This window comes from Nonomuraea sp. LPB2021202275-12-8 (assembly GCF_037044575.1).
Lineage (GTDB): Bacteria > Actinomycetota > Actinomycetes > Streptosporangiales > Streptosporangiaceae > Nonomuraea.
The window spans coordinates 94,923-110,126 of sequence record NZ_JBAHWD010000020.1 but is presented as its reverse complement, the minus strand read 5'-3'; the positions used below and the strand labels follow the sequence as shown (position 1 = coordinate 110,126).

Here is a 15,204-nt window from a genome sequence, read left to right as displayed (position 1 = left end):
AGAGGCGCGGAGCTGTGAGAGACGTGGCCCAGCGGCAGGAGGGCGACGCGCGACAGAGCCGCCGCGTCGGGCGGCTGGGCGCAGTCGCGGGCCATCAGGTCGCGGGCCCGGTGCAGCCGGACGAAGTCCTCCAACGTCACTCCACCTCCATTTCATGGCCCACCGACGGAACTGGGCGGCACCGTTGCCCGCGGACGAGGGTGAAGCGGGAGTGAAACCAGCACTGGCTAGGTTTCCGACGTCCGTAAGAAATCCCGTCACTCCTGTGTCATGGAGGTCGTCCATGTTGTCGTTACCAGGCGGGGCATTACGCGGGCACGACAGGCCGCTCACCCACCGCGGGCGGCGCGGCCTCCCGCGGTGGGTGAGGGTCTCCGTAGTGGCCCTCGCCGCGTGCGCGATGGCGAGTGGCACTCCCGCGCACGCCGCGCCTGAGCGATCTTCGGCGGCCCCGGCCCCCCTCTACCTGGTGCAGTTCGACGCTCCCCCGCTCGCGACGTACGCCGGCGGGGTCGGCGGCATCGGCGCGACCCGGCCCGCGCCGGGCGGCAGGCTCGACCGCGCGTCCCGGCAGTATGCGGCCTACCGTGACCACCTGCGGGCCGAGCGGACCAGGACGCTCGGCGCGGCCGGGCTCGGCAACGCGAAGACCGTCGCCGAGTACGACGTCGTGCTCAACGGCGCCGGGGTGCGGCTGACGGGCGCTGAGGTCACCGCGCTCGCCCGCACCCCCGGCGTACGCGGGATCTGGAAGCAGGAGTACCGCCCGCTCGATACCACCGATACCCCGGCCTTTCTCGGCATGGCCGGCCCGGACGGGACCTGGGCGCGGCAGTTCGGCGATCCCTCCCACGCCGGCGAGGGGGTCATCGTCGGCGTCGTGGACAGCGGCGTCTCGCCAGGCAACCCGAGCTTCGCGCCGCTGCCCGAGCCGCGCCCGGACGCCGGTGTCATCGCCAAGAAATGGACCGGCGGATGCGCCCCGGCCGAGGAGGCGCCGGTCACCTGCACCAACAAACTCATCGGCGCCCGCTGGTACAACTTCGGCAAGCCGACCCCCGACGCGGAGTACCGGTCGCCGCGCGACTACCACGGGCACGGCTCGCACGTCGCGAGCACGGCGGCCGGCAACCACGGCGTCGAGGCCGTCATCAACGGCGTGAACGTCGGCACGAGCAGCGGCATGGCCCCGGCGGCGCGGCTGGCGATGTACAAGGCCTGCTGGATGGACACGAATCTGACCACCGGGGGCTGCGGCATCCTGGAGCAGATCAAGGGGATCGACGACGCGGTGGCCGACGGGGTCGACGTACTCAACCTGTCGATCAGCGGCTCCCCCGACACGGTGACCGACCCGATCGAGCTCGCCCTCTTCAACGCGGCGGCGGCAGGCGTGTTCGTCGCGGCCTCGGGCGGCAACAGCGGCCCGGGCGCGAGCACGGTCGCGCACAACTCGCCGTGGGTGACCACGGCGGCGGCGGGTACCCACGACCGCGCCGTCGTCAAAGCGGTGACGCTGGGCGACGGCACCACCTACACCTCGGCCGGCTCCGGCGGCTCGCTGCCGCAGGCTCCCCTGGTCGACGCGGCGGCCGCGCCGGCGCCCGGATCGCCGGCCGCCGACGCCACGCTCTGCAAGCCGGGCTCGCTCGACCCGGCCACGGTGACCGGCACGATCGTGCTCTGCGCCCGCGGGGACAACGCCCGCACCGACAAGAGCCGCGCCGTCAAGCAGGCCGGCGGCGTGGGCATGATCCTCTACAACCCGTCGCCCGCCACGATCGACGCCGACGTCCACTTCGTACCGACCGTGCACGTCGGCCCGGCCGAGGGGGCCGCCGTCAAGGCGTACATCGCCGGCGCCGCCGCGCCCACGGCGTCGATGGCGGCGGCCGTGAAGGAGACCCGGCGCGCCCCGCAGGTGTGGACCAGTTCCTCGGCGGGCCCGGCCCTCGCCGGCGGCGGGGACCTGCTCAAGCCCGACGTCCTGGCGCCGGGCGCCGCCGTCATCGCCGCGGTGGCGCCGGAGTTCAACGGCGGCAACGACTTCGCCTCGTTCTCCGGCACGTCGATGGCCAGCTCGCACGTCGCAGGCGTGGCCGCCCTGCTCAAGCAGCGGAACCCGGCCTGGACGCCGATGATGATCAAGTCCGCGCTCATGACCACGGCAGGCCAGACCGACAACACCGGAGCGGCGATCCGGCGCGAGAACGGCGCCGCCGCCACCCCGCTGGACCACGGGGCCGGACATCTCCGCCCCGGCGGGGCATTCGACCCCGGCCTGGTGTACGACTCCGGGCCGCGGGAATGGGCGCGGTTCGTCTGCGGCAGCGGCGAGCAGATCACCGTCGGCGACGAGGACTGCGCGGCGCTGGGCCCGATCGACTCGAGCGACCTCAACTACCCCTCGATCGCCGTCGGAGACCTGGCCGGCCGGCAGACCGTGACCAGGACAGTGCGCAACTCGACCGGGCAGACCGGCGTGTACGTGCCGAAACTCGACGTCCCGACCGGCTACGAGGTGACGGTCACGCCGCAGAAGCTCACCGTGCGCCCGGAGGAGTCGGCGAGCTACACCGTCGAGATCACGCACACCGGAACCACCTACCGCACCTGGTCATTCGGCTCGCTCACCTGGTCCGGCTCGCGCGGCCACAGCGTGCGCAGCCCGATCGCGCTGCGCGCGGTCCCGATCGTCGCGCCGGACGAGGTGCGGGTCGAAGGGGCCGCCGGGGACACCGATCTGACGGTGGTCGCCGGCCACGCCGGCACGCTGACGTCCGCCGTCGCGGGGCTGACGCCCGCGCAGGTGGCCACCAAGCACCTGGTGGGCACCCAGACCGGCTTCGACAGCGCCAACCCCGCGGAGGGACCGGCCGCCGGGAAGGTCACGGTGGTCGTTCCCGCGGGCGGCAAGGTGGCCCGGTTCGCCACCTACGACGCCGACGTCCCGGCCGGGACGGACCTCGACCTGTACGTGTACCGCGACGGCGCCCTCGTCGGGCGCAGCGTGGGCCTCACCGCCGAGGAGGCGTTCACGACCACCGCGGCCGGTCGCTACGACGTGTACGTCGTGCAGTACGCCACGGCCACCGGGGTGCACGAGCAGGACGTGCGCCTGCACGCCTTCGTGGTCGGGCCCGCGGCCGCGGGCAACCTGACCGTGACCCCGGCCGCCGTCCCGGTGACGCCCGGCCGGCGGGTGGAGCTCTCGGCCGCCTGGTCCGGGCTGAGCACGGGCACCAGGTACCTGGGCGTCGTCGAGTACGGCGACGGCTCCGCGCCACGCGGCACCACCCTCGTCTCGGTGACCGCGTAAGGCCGCGACCACCGCTTCCTCCCATCCGAGAAACACCGATCCCCCCAGGAGGGACAAGTTGCCCCGATTCCCCAGCCTTGTGGCGGCTCTGCTGACGCCAGTACTGGTCGCTGCGGCGGTGGGCGCTCCGGCGCCGGCCTCGGCGGCCACCGGCGCCATCACCGACGTCGCCGCAGCCGGAGTCGCCGCAGACGTCGACACGGGCGCGCTCCGCGCCGCCATCAGCCTCGACGGGGTCACGCGGCACGCGCGCGCCCTGCAGCGGATCGCGAGCGCCAACGGCAACACCCGGGCCTCCGGCACGCCTGGCTACGACGCGTCGGCCGCCTACGTCAAGAAGGCCCTGACGGACGCCGGATACCAGGTGAGCGAGCAGACCTTCACCTTCCCGTACTACCGCGAACTCGCACCCGCCACGCTGGCCCAGACGTCGCCGAGCCCGATCACCTACCAGACGCTGACGATGGAGTTCTCCGAGAGCGGGGACGTCACCGGCCGGGTCGCCCCCACCAACGACATCCTGGTCCCGCCCGGCGCCGAGCCGAACTCCTCGACGTCAGGCTGCCAGCCGGAGGACTTCGCGCCGGCCGGCGCCGCGCCACAGATCGCGCTGATCCAGCGGGGCGGATGCTCCTACGCCGAGAAGGTCGCCAATGCCGAGGCGGCCGGTTATGACGCGGTGGTCATCTTCAACGAGGGCCAGCCGGGCCGCCAGGCGCTCGTGCCGGGCAGCCTGTTCGCGCCGGCGGGCGTCCCGGTCGTGCTGCTCAGCTACGCCGACGGGGCCGCGCTGAACGCCGCGGCGCAGGCCGGGCCCACCGAGCTGCGCGTGGTCACCCGGACCGAGATGCGGCCCGAGGCGGTGACGTCGAACATCATCGCCGACTCGCCGGGCGGCGACCCCGGCAACGTGCTCGTCGTCGGCGCGCACCTGGACTCGGTCACCGGCGGTCCCGGCGTCAACGACAACGGGTCCGGAGTCGCGGCGCTCGTCGAAATCGCGCGGCAAATGGCGACCCTGAAGATCACGCCGCGGCAAAAGGTGCGGTTCGCGTTCTGGGGCGCCGAGGAGTTCGGCAGCCTGGGCTCGCAGCACTACGTGGACAACCTGACCGACGCCCAACTCGGCGCGATCGCCGCCAACCTGAACTTCGACATGATCGGCTCGCCGAACTTCGTCCGGTTCGTCTACGACGGCGACGGCTCCGACTTCGGCGTGCCGGGTCCGGAGGGGTCGGGCGAACTGGAGCGCGTCTTCACCTCCTACTTCGGCGCGCGGAACCTTCCGGTGGCGCCGACCGTCTTCGACTTCCGCTCCGACTACGTGCCCTTCTTCGACGCCGGCATCCCGACGGGCGGCCTGTTCAGCGGCGCGGAGGGCATCAAGACCGCGGCCGAGGCGAAGCTCTTCGGCGGCGTCGCGGGACAGCCGTACGATCCGTGCTACCACAAGGCGTGCGACACGATCACCAATGTCAACAACAAGGTGATCCTGGAGCTCACACACGGGGCCGCGCACGCCGTCCTGACCACCGCCCTCTCGGAGGACCTCGCGCCCGCGCAGGGTAGGCGGGCTCCCGCGCGCGGCGCCGACCGCCCGCTCCGTCCGACGGAAGGCTGACGGTGGCCGGCTAGGACCGGAGCGAGGCGGGCGCCCGCCCCCGGGGCGCCTGCCTCGCTCCTCTTCCCGGGGAGACATGGTGCGAGGGAGCCCTGGCCTTACTGTGTGCTGAGTGACCGCAGAAAGCAGTGAAGACATGACCGAAAGCCCCATGCCCGCTAGCGAACTGCTGGAGATCGCCGACGCTCTTCTCCCCGGCCACTCCCTTGACACCGCCCAGGTCACACAGGGCAATCTCCACCACGTCGTACTCCTCCCGGGAACAGCGGCCGTGCGGGTGAGCAAGCGGCCGTCGTCGGCCGAGGCGATGCCGCGTCGTATGGAGGCGCTGCGGGAGATCGGCAAGGCCGGGTTGCCCTTCGCGGTGCCGGAGCCGCTCACGCCCGTGACCCGGTTCGGCGAGCGCGCGGCGGTGGCCGTCTCCTGGGTCGGCGGCGAGGCACAGCCCGAGGGGCAGGGCGACCCGGACCGGATCGGGAAACTGCTGCGCGCCGTGCGCGAGGTCACCGTCACTCCGCGCCTGAGGCAACTGCTCTACGCCCCGAGGGAGAAGGGCTGGGCCGAGATTCTGGCCGAGGAGGTCGTTCCGCGCCTGCCCGACAGATGGCGGGACGAGTGTCGTAGGCGTCTGGAAGCGGCGAGGACCCTGGAAGCGGTGCCGGATGCGCTGGTCCACGGCGATCTGGGTGGGTCCAACGTGCACTGGAGCCGGGACGGCGAGTTGGTCGGCGTCCTGGACTGGGACCAGGCCCATCTGTTCGACCCCGCCATCGACGCGGCGCTGATGGCCTGGCACGGCTGGGACACCATCAGGGCGGCCGTGGACCCCGAGACCTACCGGCGCGCCCGCGTCTACGACGCCCCGTTCGGCGTCGGCCATCTCGTCGGGGTCCTTGACGGCCGTCCGCTGACGAACGTCGAGGGGTATGTGCGCAGCATCGTCGCCTGGCTTGAGGAGAACGCCTAAGGGTTTCAGCTACCGGCGCCGGCCTCGAGCGGAACCGCACGCGGTTGCGCACACTGGCGACTATCGGACCTCTCGGCTCCCGCCGGGGAGGCCTGCACTAGATTTCCCGCATGACCGACGACCGCACTCCGCCCGTCTTCACCGGTGACGAGCGCGAGATTCTCTACAGCTGGCTCGACTGGCACCGCGAGACCCTCGCGGCCAAGTGCGCCGGCCTGTCGGAAGAGCAGCTTCGCGAGCGGTCCGTGCCGCCGTCGAACATGTCCCTGCTCGGGCTGGTGCGGCACCTGGCGCACGTGGAGCGGGCCTGGTTCCGGCGGATGATCGACGACGAGGACGTGCCTCTGCTGTACGGCAAGGAGCAGCGGCCGGACGCCGACTTCGAGGACGTCGACCAGGCGTCCGCCGAGGAGACCTTCGCCACCTGGCGCACGGAGATCGAGCTGGCCCGCAAGGTGTCGGCGGGGCTGTCGCTCGACGCCGTCGCCAAGCGGCAGCGGGCCGGCAACGACGTGTCGCACCGGCGGATCCTCGTCCACCTCATCCAGGAGTACGCGCGCCACAACGGGCATGCGGACCTGCTGCGCGAGCGCATCGACGGCGTGACAGGCGAGTAGTCCGCTTCAGGACAGCGCCTTTGCGACAGCTCGGGCATTTGGTTCGATCACCGTATGGACGCTGCAGAGGTCGCCGACCGCCTCGAGATCGCCGACGTGCTGGCCCGCTATGCCTACGCCATCGACTCGGGGCGGTGGGAGGAGCTGGACGAGGTCTTCACGCCCGACGCGGTGATCGACTACCGGTCGGCCGGCGGGATCCGGGGGACGCGGACGGAGATCAAGTCCTGGCTGGCGTCCGTCCTGCCGCACTGGCCGGGCCGGCTGCACCTGCTGGGCGCCACCGCGATCAGCTTCGAGGACGGCGAGGCGGTGGTGCGTGCCTCGTTCGCCGACACGCTCGCCCCGTCGAGGGACATGATCCCGGCCGGGACCGAGGGCCTGCTGCAGGGTGGTGGCTGGTATCACCACCGGATGGCACGCACCCCGTCCGGATGGCGAAGCCGGGAGCTGGTGGAGGAGCAGACCTGGCGGACCATCCAGTGACCACGATGAGCGGAAGGCGACCAGTGAGCGATCCACGCCTCGACCACCTGTTGTACGCGGTGCCCGACCTGCTGGCGGGCGTCGCGGAGTTCGCCGGGCGCGCCGGGGTCACCCCGGCGGCCGGGGGCAGCCATCCCGGCGGCACCGCGAACTACCTCGTCGGCCTCGGCCCCTCCGCCTACCTGGAGATCATCGGGCCGGATCCGGCGGCCGATCCCGCCACCCGGCGGCGGGCCGCCGAGCTGGAGCTGCTCGACGTGCCGCGGCTGGCCGGCTGGGCGGTGCATCCAGCCGACATCTGCGCGGCCGTGCGCGCCGCCCGCGAGCGCGGCTACGACCCCGGTGACGTGGCGCCGATGTCGCGGCGCACGCCGGACGGCACGCTGCTGGAGTGGCGGCTGACCCGGTGGGACGAGCCGGCGCGGGTGGATCCGATGCCGTTCCTCATCGACTGGGGCAGCACGCCCCATCCGGCGGCCTCCGGCCTGCCGGGCGTGCGGCTGGCCTCCTTCGCGGCGGTCCATCCCGAGCCTGCGGCGCTGCGCTCCCGGCTGGCCGCCCTCGGCGTGGAACTCGACGTGGAGGAGGGGCCGGTGATCGCGTTGCGCGCGGTGCTGGACACCCCGCTCGGCCCGTTGACGCTGAGCTGACACCGGGTGATCTGGCCATCACGTTGGCCTGAAAGCGGGCGAACCGCAAGAATGGCGCGATGAGCGTGGCTGACAGCACGGAGACCGACTGGGTATCCAGGTTCGCTGACGAGGTGATCTCCGAGGCGGAGCGTCGCGCGCCGGGCGAACCCATCGTGTGCGCTTCCGGGCTGAGCCCGTCAGGGCCGATCCATCTGGGCAACCTGCGCGAGGTGATGACCCCGCACCTGGTCGCCGACGAGATCAGGCGGCGTGGGCACGAGTGCGTGCATCTGCTGTCCTGGGACGACTACGACCGATTCCGCCGGGTGCCCGCGGGCGTCGACGAGTCGTGGGCGGAGCACATCGGCAAGCCGCTGACCTCGGTGCCGGCGCCTCCGGGCAGCGAGCACGAGTCCTGGGCCGCGCACTTCAAGGCGCCGATGGAGGCCGCGCTGGCCGAGCTGGGCGTCGAATACCGCGGCATCAGCCAGACCGAGCACTACACCTCCGGCGCCTACCGGGAGCAGATCCTGCTCGCGATGCGGGAGCGCGAGCGGATCGACGCGGTCCTGGCCCGCTATCGGACGAAGCAGACGGGTGACGAGAAGCCGGACTACTACCCGTACAAGCCCTACTGCGAGCTGTGCGAGCGTGATCTGACCACGGTCACCGCCTACGACGACGACAGCACAGAGCTGGCCTATACGTGCGTCTGCGGGTTCGGGGAGACCGTGCGGCTGGCCGAGCACGACCGCGGCAAGCTGGTGTGGAAGGTCGACTGGCCGATGCGCTGGGCGTACGAGGGGGTGGTCTTCGAGCCTTCTGGGGTCGATCACCACTCGCCCGGGTCGGCGTGGATCGTCGGCGGGCAGCTGGTAGGCGAGGTGTTCGGCGGTGAGCAGCCGATCGGGCCGATGTACGCCTTCGTCGGCATCACCGGCATGGCCAAGATGAGCAGTTCCAAGGGGGACGTGCCGACTCCGGCCGACGCGCTGGAGATCATGGAGGCGCCGGTGCTGCGCTGGCTGTACGCGCGCCGCAAGCCGTCCCAATCCTTCAAGATCGCCTTCGACCAGGAGATCCAGCGGCTCTACGACGAGTGGGACGCCCTGGGGCGCAAGGTCGCGGACGGCACGTCGCAGCCGGCCGAGCTGGCCGCCTACAACCGGGCCGTGCGCACGTCGCAGGGGCCGCTGCCGGAGACTCCCCGGCCGGTGCCGTACCGCACGCTGGCCTCGATCGTCGACGTCACGACCGGCGACGCCGACCAGACGCTGCGGATCCTGCGCGACCTGGACATCACCTCGCTGGAGGAGGCCCGGCCGAGGCTGGACCGGGCGCAGCGGTGGATCGACACGCAGGTGGCCGCGGACCAGCGCACTCGGGTACGCGGGACGCCGGACGCGGAGCTGCTCGACTCGCTCGGCGAGGAGGAGCGCGACTCGCTGCGGCTGCTGGTCGAGGGGCTCGACGAGCACTGGTCGCTCGACGGGCTCACCACGCTGGTGTACGGCGTGCCGAAGCTGCGGGCCGGGCTGGCGGCGGACGCCAAGCCGACGCCCGAGGTGAAGGCGGCACAGCGAGCCTTCTTCGCGCTGCTCTACAGGCTGCTGGTCGGGCGCGACACCGGTCCCCGGCTGCCCACGCTGCTGCTGGCGGTGGGGGCCGAGCGGGTGCGGAAGCTGGTCGGGGCGTGAGGGCGGCTTTCCTGATCACCGGCATCTCGGCGTCGGGCAAGTCCACGGTCGCGCAGGCGCTGGCCGAGCGGTTGCCCCGCGCGGCGCATGTCCGTGGGGACGTGTTCAGGCGCATGGTGGTCAGCGGTGGCGCGGCCATGACTCCTGAGCCGTCGCGGGACGCGGTGCGCCAGCTCCATCTGCGCTACCGGATCGCGGCGGCCGCGGCGGATCTGTACTTCGAGGAGGGGTTCGCGCCGATCGTGCAGGATGTGGTGCTCGGCACGGATCTGACGCTGTTCGCGGAGATGATCCACAGCCGGCCCTTGATGGTGGTCGTGCTCGCCCCCGACGCCGCCACCGTCGAGCGTCGGGAGAAGGAGCGCGCCAAGACGGGCTACGGCACGTGGACGGTGGCCGAACTCGACGAGGCGCTGCGCCGCGACACCCCGCGCGTCGGCCTCTGGCTCGACACCTCCGCGCAGACGCCGGCCGAGACCGTCGACGAGATCCTCGCCAGGGCGGCCGAGGCCAGGGTCGCCTAGCGGGACTTGCGGGTGCGCGGCCTGGCCTCCCGGCCGGGAGGCAGGACCTCGACGGAGGTCTTGCGGATGTGGTCGTAGACCAGCGAGGTGCGCACGTCGGCGATGTTGCGGTGGCGGGCCACGTGGTCGAGGACGAAGTCGCGCAGGTGCGTCGCGTCGCGCACGGCCACCTGGATGATGAAGTCGTCGCCGCCGGAGACCACGAAGACCGCGAGCGTCTCGGGGAGCGTGGCGACGTGGTCGCGGAACCCCTCCACCGCCTCGCGGATCTTCGGGTGAGCCAGGCGGTGCCGGCGATCCTCGGCCCCGGCGGCGTCGACGCGTCCGGCCACGCCCACGCCGGCCTGCCGTGGACCGGCCGCACGGTGGAGGATCTGTCGTACTTGGCCGTGAGCCTGCTCGGCCCGCGCGCGGCGGTGGAGCGACACACCGGCGGATTGCCACTCTTGCGCTAGATGCGCACATTTGACCCGATTAGTCAAGGTCGAATGACCGCAGCCGATCAAGGTCGGCCGCGAACGGCCGCGAGAACGTGTGACCCCAGGTCACAGGAAGGTGTACAGGACCTGGTCGAATGCCGGAAAACACATAGGTTCACGATCAATGCAAGGCGGAGTCAAGTGAGTTGCATGTGCGCTGGTGGACCTTGGTCACATGAACAGGCAGCCCTTCTCCGCCAGCGTCAGCGTCATCGTTCCCGCGATGAACGAGGCCGACAACCTGCCCCACGTCTTCGCGACCCTCCCCTCCTGGATCGACGAGGTCATCCTCGTCGACGGCAACTCCAGCGACGACACCGTCGCCGTGGCGCGCACCCTCCGCCCCGACCTGCACGTGGTCACCCAGACCAGGCGCGGCAAGGGCAACGCGCTCATCGAGGGCTTCGCGGCGGCCAAGGGCGACATCATCGTCATGATCGACGCTGACGGGTCCACCGACGGCAGAGAGATCTTCTCCTTCGTCACCGCGCTGGTCGAAGGCGCCGACTTCGCCAAGGGCTCCCGCTACACGCCGGGCGGGGGCTCCGACGACCTCAGCCTGCTGCGGTCGCTCGGCAACAAGGCCCTGACGGGCCTGACCAACCTGCTGTACGGCACCTCGTACACGGATCTCTGCTACGGCTACAACGCCTTCTGGTCGCGCCACCTCGACGCTCTCGACCTCGACTGCGACGGCTTCGAGATCGAGACCCTGATGAACGTCCGCGCCGTCCAGGCCGGGCTCGCCATCCACGAGGTGCCCAGCCACGAGCGCTGCCGCATCCACGGCGAGAGCAACCTGCACGCCGTACGCGACGGCTGGAGGGTCCTCAAGACGATCCTGCGTGAGCGATTTCGCGGCGCGGCCGCACCCCGGACCCAAGTGGCGCTCGCGAAGTGAGCAGTGACATCCTCTGACCATGCGTTACATCGTGATTGGAGCGGGAGCGGTCGGCGGCACCATCGGAGCCCGGTTGCACCAGAGCGGGCACGAGGTGCTGCTGATCGCCCGAGGCGCCCACTACGAGGCACTGCGGAGCGGCGGCCTGCGCCTGATCACCCCCCACGACGACCTGCGACTGGACATCCCGGTGGCGGACGGCCCGGTGCCGGTCCGCGAAGACGACGTGCTGATCCTGGCGACCAAGTCGCAGGACACGGTGACCGCGCTCGACCCGTGGCCGAGGCACCTGCCCGTGGTGTGCGCCCAGAACGGCGTCGAGAACGAGCGCACCGCGCTGCGCCGGTTCGAGAGGGTCTACGGCATGTGCGTGTGGCTGCCGGCCCTCCACACCGAGCCCGGCACCGTGGTGAGCTACGGCTCCCCGCGCTCTGGGCTGCTGCATGTCGGCTGCTACCCGCACGGCGCGGACGAGCTGGCCAAGCAGATCGCCACCGACCTCGACGGCAGCTCCTTCGTCGCGCTGCCCTCGCCGGAGGTGATGCGCTGGAAGTACGGCAAGCTGCTGAGCAACCTGAGCAACGCCGTCGAGGCGCTCGCCGGCGACGCGTCCGGCGTGGACGAGATCCTGGAGCACGCCAGGGTGGAGGGCATGGCGGTGCTGGAAGAGGCCGGCCTCGCCTACTCCACGCCCCCCGAGGAGCGCGAGTTGCGCGGCGACCAGGTGCAGATGCTCCCGATCGCCGGTCAGGCGCGCGCCGGCGGATCGTCCTGGCAGAGCCTGGCCAGGAGCACCGGCTCGATCGAGGCCGACTTCCTCAACGGCGAGATCGTCCTGCTGGGCCGCGAGTTCGGCATCCCCACCCCGGCCAACGAGGTGCTGCAGCGCGAGGCCAACAGGTTCGCGCGCGAGCGGCTGCGGCCGGGCTCGATGTCGCTGGAGACGCTGAGCGCCCTCATCGACGAGCGTTCCGCAGCCGGATCCCGCTGAATTCCAGCGTGCTCGACGTCACCTGGCTCCAGAACGGCCAGAGGTTGTCGAGCACGCGGAGCTGGATCCCCGCCTGCTCGTGCAGCTCGAACAGGTCGCTGACCGGCTCGGGCGGCCCCAGCGGCCGCACCGGCACCCGCGCGACGACGGCGTGCGGAGGCTCGCCGATGGGTGTGAAGTGCTCGGCGGGCAGCCTGTAGGCGTAGAGCCGGACCTCCATGATCGCCCTGAGCCACCCGTACTCGACGACATGCACCCGATCCCCGCAGCCCGCACCGATGATCCGGTCGACGTCCGCGGCGGTGGTCCTGGGCCCCTTCCAGGCCAGCGCCCGCGGGCAGGCGCGCGGGAACCAGTAATCGGGGCAGCGGTCGGCGGCGACCGCCCAGACGTACGGCTCGCGCAGCTGCGAGGTCGGCGCGACGTGCGGCACGAACCGCTCGATGGTCGGGTCCTCAGAGAAGTGCAGCACCTGGCCCGGCTCCGGTCTCATGGACGCCATCATGTCCGCAACCCCGTGCTCGACGCGCATACCGCGCCGGAGTCTGGGCAGTTGGGACTCGCCTGAGACAAGGGGTGAGTTCAAATGATCTTTCTGGGTCTGTTACTGGTTCTGCTCGCCGGTGCTGCGGTCGTCCTGGTCGCCACCGAGGAGAGCGCCAGGTACATCCTGTTCGGCTACACCTTCGAACCGAACCACATCGAGATGTTCGTCGCGGGCGCGGCCACGGCGGGCGTGCTGCTGCTGGGCATCTGGCTGATGATGCTGGGTTCGCGCAGGTCCGCGCAGCGCCGTCGCCGGCTGCGCAGCGTGCGGGCCGACGCCTCCGACCGCGTGGCCAAGCTCGAGGACGAGAAGCGGGAGCTGGAGCGGAAGCTCGAACGCGAGCACACCACCGACGATCAACTGGTGGCGGGCCGCCCGGAGGAAACCGCGCGATAGCCTCACCGGCGCGAGGGCGACCTGTCCTCGCGCCAGAGGACCTGCCGGGTGATTCGCGGCTTTCCTCGCATCGGGGGTGTAATCTGCGAGGCGCTCTCATCATGCACCCGGAGGTCGCATGCCCCCCACACGTGGCCGTCCCATCGCGATCAAGCTCCTCATCCTCCTGCTCGTCCCCCTGACCTCCCTGGTCGGCCTCTGGGCGTTCGCCGCCGGCCTGACCGCGGGCGACGGGCTGCGCATGCTGGAGACCAACGAGCTGGCGACGCACCTGGCCGCCCCCTCCGAGGAACTGACCACCCACCTGCAGAACGAACGCCTGTCCTCGATCCAGTTCCTGACGGCACGGCGCAACCCCAACACTCTGCAGGTGCAGCGCAACATCACCGACAAAGCGGTGCAGTCCTTCCGCAAGCTGGCCGGCGAGCAGTCCAACATCACTCCCGAGATGGCCGTCCAGCTCACCGCCCTGAACCGCAGGCTCGACCAGCTCCCCCAGCTCAGGCGCGAGGTGGACAGCCTCAATCCCGGCCCGCTCGACCTGATCAACGGCTACAGCCAGATCGTCGACGCCTCCTTCCGCCTGTACGACGCGATGGTCCTGGTGCCCGAGATGTCGCTCTACCGCAACGCCAGGGCACTGGCCATGCTCGGTGAGGCCAAGGAGTTGCTGTCCCGCGAGCGCGCGATGATCACGCTGATCGTCAGCAGGGGCAGGATGGCTCCCGGCGAGCGCGAGGCCTTCGCCGACATGGTCGCCACCCGGCGCCTGCTCTACGCCCAGGCGCTGTCCCACCTCGACGACGAGCTGCGCGCGCCGTACCAGCAACTCATCGCCTCGCCCATGTACGCCGAGTTCGTGGAGGCCGAGGACGCCATGAGGGGCCAGGCCATCCTGAACGGCCTGCCCGCCGCGGCGGCCACCTGGCCGGTCGACGCCAACAACCTGTGGAAGGCCTCCGAGCGCAACCAGCGCCAGTCCAACCTGGCCCTCGCCAAGCGCATCACGCCCGCGGCGGCCGGCATCCTCACCAAGATCGGCGTGGCGGGCGGCGTGGGCCTGCTCGCGGTGATCGCCTCCATCCTGCTGTCGCTGCGCTTCCGCAAGCGCCTGGTGCGCGAGCTCGCCGGGCTGCGCGACGCCGCGACAGAGCTGGCGGAGGTGCGGCTGGTCAAGCTGGTCGAACGACTGCGTACGACCGCGCAGCCGCCCACGGCGGCCGAGGTGGCGCCCCTGGTGGTCAAGGCGGAGACGGCCGAGGTCCGCGACATCGTGCAGGCGTTCAACAACGTGCAGTCCACGGCCGTGGAGGCCGCGGTGAGCCAGGCCAGGCTGCGCCACGGCGTCAACCAGGTCTTCGTCAACCTGGCCAGGCGCAACCAGTCGCTGCTGCACCGCCAGTTGTTGCAGCTCGACGGCATGGAGCGGGGCACGGAGGACCCGACGGCGCTCGAGGACCTGTTCAAGCTCGACCACCTCACCACCCGCATGCGCAGGCACGCCGAGAGCCTGATCATCCTGTCGGACCAGACGCCGGGCCGCGGCTGGCGCAACCCGGTGCCCATCATGGACGTGCTGCGTGCCGCCGTGGCCGAGGTCGAGGAGTATCAGCGGGTGGAGGTGCTGCAGCCGCCGGCCGTCGCGCTGACCGGCGCCGCCGTCACGGACGTCGCGCACCTGATGGCCGAGCTGGTCGAGAACGCCACGCTCTTCTCGCCACCGCGGACCAGAGTGGACCTGCGGACCACGACGACCCCGCACGGCCTCACCGTCGAGGTGGAGGACCGCGGACTCGGCCTGCCGCGGGAGGAGCTCGACGAGCTCAACGCCCGCCTCGCCGAGAAGCCCGAGTTCGACCTGGCGCAGAGCGACCGGCTGGGCCTGTTCGTCGTCGGCAGGCTGGCGGCCAGGCACGGGATCAAGGTCGCACTCAGCCCGTCGCCGTACGGCGGCCTGACCGCGAGCGTGTCCCTGCCCGCCGCCCTGCTGACCGAGCAGGCGGTGCCGGTCGGCCGGTAGCGGCGGG

The 15,204-nt window shown here is 71.4% G+C and carries 14 protein-coding genes; 12 read left to right on the top strand and 2 right to left on the bottom strand.

Features of this window, described 5'->3' with window-relative positions; all coding sequences use genetic code 11:
- Window positions 1-283: 283 nt before the first annotated feature.
- The 8 genes from V5E28_RS30745 to V5E28_RS30710 all read left to right on the top strand — a co-directional run bounded on the left by V5E28_RS30745 (window position 284) and on the right by V5E28_RS30710 (window position 9,863).
- Window positions 284-3,319, top strand: coding sequence for a S8 family serine peptidase (locus tag V5E28_RS30745; protein ID WP_336212077.1), 3,036 nt, complete (start codon window positions 284-286; stop codon window positions 3,317-3,319).
- A 58-nt stretch (window positions 3,320-3,377) separates the two neighbouring features.
- The gene (locus tag V5E28_RS30740) at window positions 3,378-4,940 is read left to right on the top strand and encodes a M28 family metallopeptidase (protein WP_336212075.1); all 1,563 of its coding nucleotides are present in this window, start codon (window positions 3,378-3,380) and stop codon (window positions 4,938-4,940) included.
- 136 nt (window positions 4,941-5,076) lie between these two features.
- Window positions 5,077-5,907 (top strand): phosphotransferase, encoded by an 831-nt coding sequence (locus V5E28_RS30735; RefSeq protein WP_336212073.1) that lies wholly within the window; start codon window positions 5,077-5,079, stop codon window positions 5,905-5,907.
- 110 nt (window positions 5,908-6,017) lie between these two features.
- Entirely contained in the window at window positions 6,018-6,524 is a 507-nt protein-coding gene (locus tag V5E28_RS30730; protein WP_336212072.1) for a DinB family protein, read from the top strand.
- A 54-nt stretch (window positions 6,525-6,578) separates the two neighbouring features.
- Window positions 6,579-7,010, top strand: coding sequence for a nuclear transport factor 2 family protein (locus tag V5E28_RS30725; RefSeq protein WP_336212071.1), 432 nt, complete (start codon window positions 6,579-6,581; stop codon window positions 7,008-7,010).
- A gap of 23 nt (window positions 7,011-7,033) precedes the next feature.
- Complete coding sequence (locus tag V5E28_RS30720) at window positions 7,034-7,660, top strand: VOC family protein (protein ID WP_336212070.1); 627 nt, start codon at window positions 7,034-7,036, stop codon at window positions 7,658-7,660.
- Between the two features lie 59 nt (window positions 7,661-7,719).
- On the top strand, window positions 7,720-9,339 hold the full coding sequence (gene lysS, locus V5E28_RS30715) for a lysine--tRNA ligase (RefSeq protein WP_336212068.1): 1,620 nt from the start codon (window positions 7,720-7,722) through the stop codon (window positions 9,337-9,339).
- Complete coding sequence (locus tag V5E28_RS30710) at window positions 9,336-9,863, top strand: AAA family ATPase (protein ID WP_336212066.1); 528 nt, start codon at window positions 9,336-9,338, stop codon at window positions 9,861-9,863. The genes lysS and V5E28_RS30710 overlap by 4 nt, the downstream gene beginning before the upstream one ends.
- Here V5E28_RS30710 and V5E28_RS30705 read toward each other — a convergent pair.
- A complete protein-coding gene (locus V5E28_RS30705; RefSeq protein WP_336212064.1) occupies window positions 9,860-10,201 on the bottom strand; it encodes an Lrp/AsnC ligand binding domain-containing protein in 342 nt (113 codons plus the stop codon). The genes V5E28_RS30710 and V5E28_RS30705 overlap by 4 nt on opposite strands.
- Window positions 10,202-10,517: 316 nt before the next feature.
- Between V5E28_RS30705 and V5E28_RS30700 the strand changes: the two genes are divergently transcribed.
- On the top strand, window positions 10,518-11,243 hold the full coding sequence (locus tag V5E28_RS30700) for a glycosyltransferase family 2 protein (protein ID WP_336212063.1): 726 nt from the start codon (window positions 10,518-10,520) through the stop codon (window positions 11,241-11,243).
- A 19-nt stretch (window positions 11,244-11,262) separates the two neighbouring features.
- Window positions 11,263-12,234, top strand: coding sequence for a ketopantoate reductase family protein (locus tag V5E28_RS30695; RefSeq protein ID WP_336212061.1), 972 nt, complete (start codon window positions 11,263-11,265; stop codon window positions 12,232-12,234).
- On the opposite strand, the gene V5E28_RS30690 is transcribed toward V5E28_RS30695, so the two are convergent.
- Complete coding sequence (locus V5E28_RS30690; RefSeq protein WP_336212060.1) at window positions 12,200-12,727, bottom strand: DUF6886 family protein; 528 nt, start codon at window positions 12,725-12,727, stop codon at window positions 12,200-12,202. The two genes, V5E28_RS30695 and V5E28_RS30690, sit on opposite strands and share 35 nt — an antisense overlap.
- 93 nt (window positions 12,728-12,820) lie before the next feature.
- Here V5E28_RS30690 and V5E28_RS30685 point away from each other — a divergent pair, with 93 nt between their 5' ends.
- On the top strand, window positions 12,821-13,177 hold the full coding sequence (locus tag V5E28_RS30685) for a hypothetical protein (RefSeq protein WP_336212059.1): 357 nt from the start codon (window positions 12,821-12,823) through the stop codon (window positions 13,175-13,177).
- A gap of 118 nt (window positions 13,178-13,295) precedes the next feature.
- The gene (locus V5E28_RS30680) at window positions 13,296-15,197 is read left to right on the top strand and encodes a sensor histidine kinase (protein ID WP_336212058.1); all 1,902 of its coding nucleotides are present in this window, start codon (window positions 13,296-13,298) and stop codon (window positions 15,195-15,197) included.
- Window positions 15,198-15,204: the final 7 nt, after the last annotated feature.

Excerpts from the sequence above, each read along its gene's own strand:
- V5E28_RS30735 (WP_336212073.1), top strand. The coding sequence starts at position 5,077 with ATGACCGAAAGCCCCATGCCCGCTAGCGAACTGCTGGAGATCGCCGAC.
- V5E28_RS30680 (WP_336212058.1), top strand. The coding sequence starts at position 13,296 with ATGCCCCCCACACGTGGCCGTCCCATCGCGATCAAGCTCCTCATCCTC.
- lysS (WP_336212068.1), top strand. The coding sequence starts at position 7,720 with ATGAGCGTGGCTGACAGCACGGAGACCGACTGGGTATCCAGGTTCGCT.
- V5E28_RS30685 (WP_336212059.1), top strand. The coding sequence starts at position 12,821 with ATGATCTTTCTGGGTCTGTTACTGGTTCTGCTCGCCGGTGCTGCGGTC.
- V5E28_RS30745 (WP_336212077.1), top strand. The coding sequence starts at position 284 with ATGTTGTCGTTACCAGGCGGGGCATTACGCGGGCACGACAGGCCGCTC.
- V5E28_RS30700 (WP_336212063.1), top strand. The coding sequence starts at position 10,518 with ATGAACAGGCAGCCCTTCTCCGCCAGCGTCAGCGTCATCGTTCCCGCG.
- V5E28_RS30725 (WP_336212071.1), top strand. The coding sequence starts at position 6,579 with ATGGACGCTGCAGAGGTCGCCGACCGCCTCGAGATCGCCGACGTGCTG.
- V5E28_RS30695 (WP_336212061.1), top strand. The coding sequence starts at position 11,263 with ATGCGTTACATCGTGATTGGAGCGGGAGCGGTCGGCGGCACCATCGGA.
- V5E28_RS30730 (WP_336212072.1), top strand. The coding sequence starts at position 6,018 with ATGACCGACGACCGCACTCCGCCCGTCTTCACCGGTGACGAGCGCGAG.
- V5E28_RS30690 (WP_336212060.1), bottom strand. The coding sequence starts at position 12,727 with ATGAGACCGGAGCCGGGCCAGGTGCTGCACTTCTCTGAGGACCCGACC.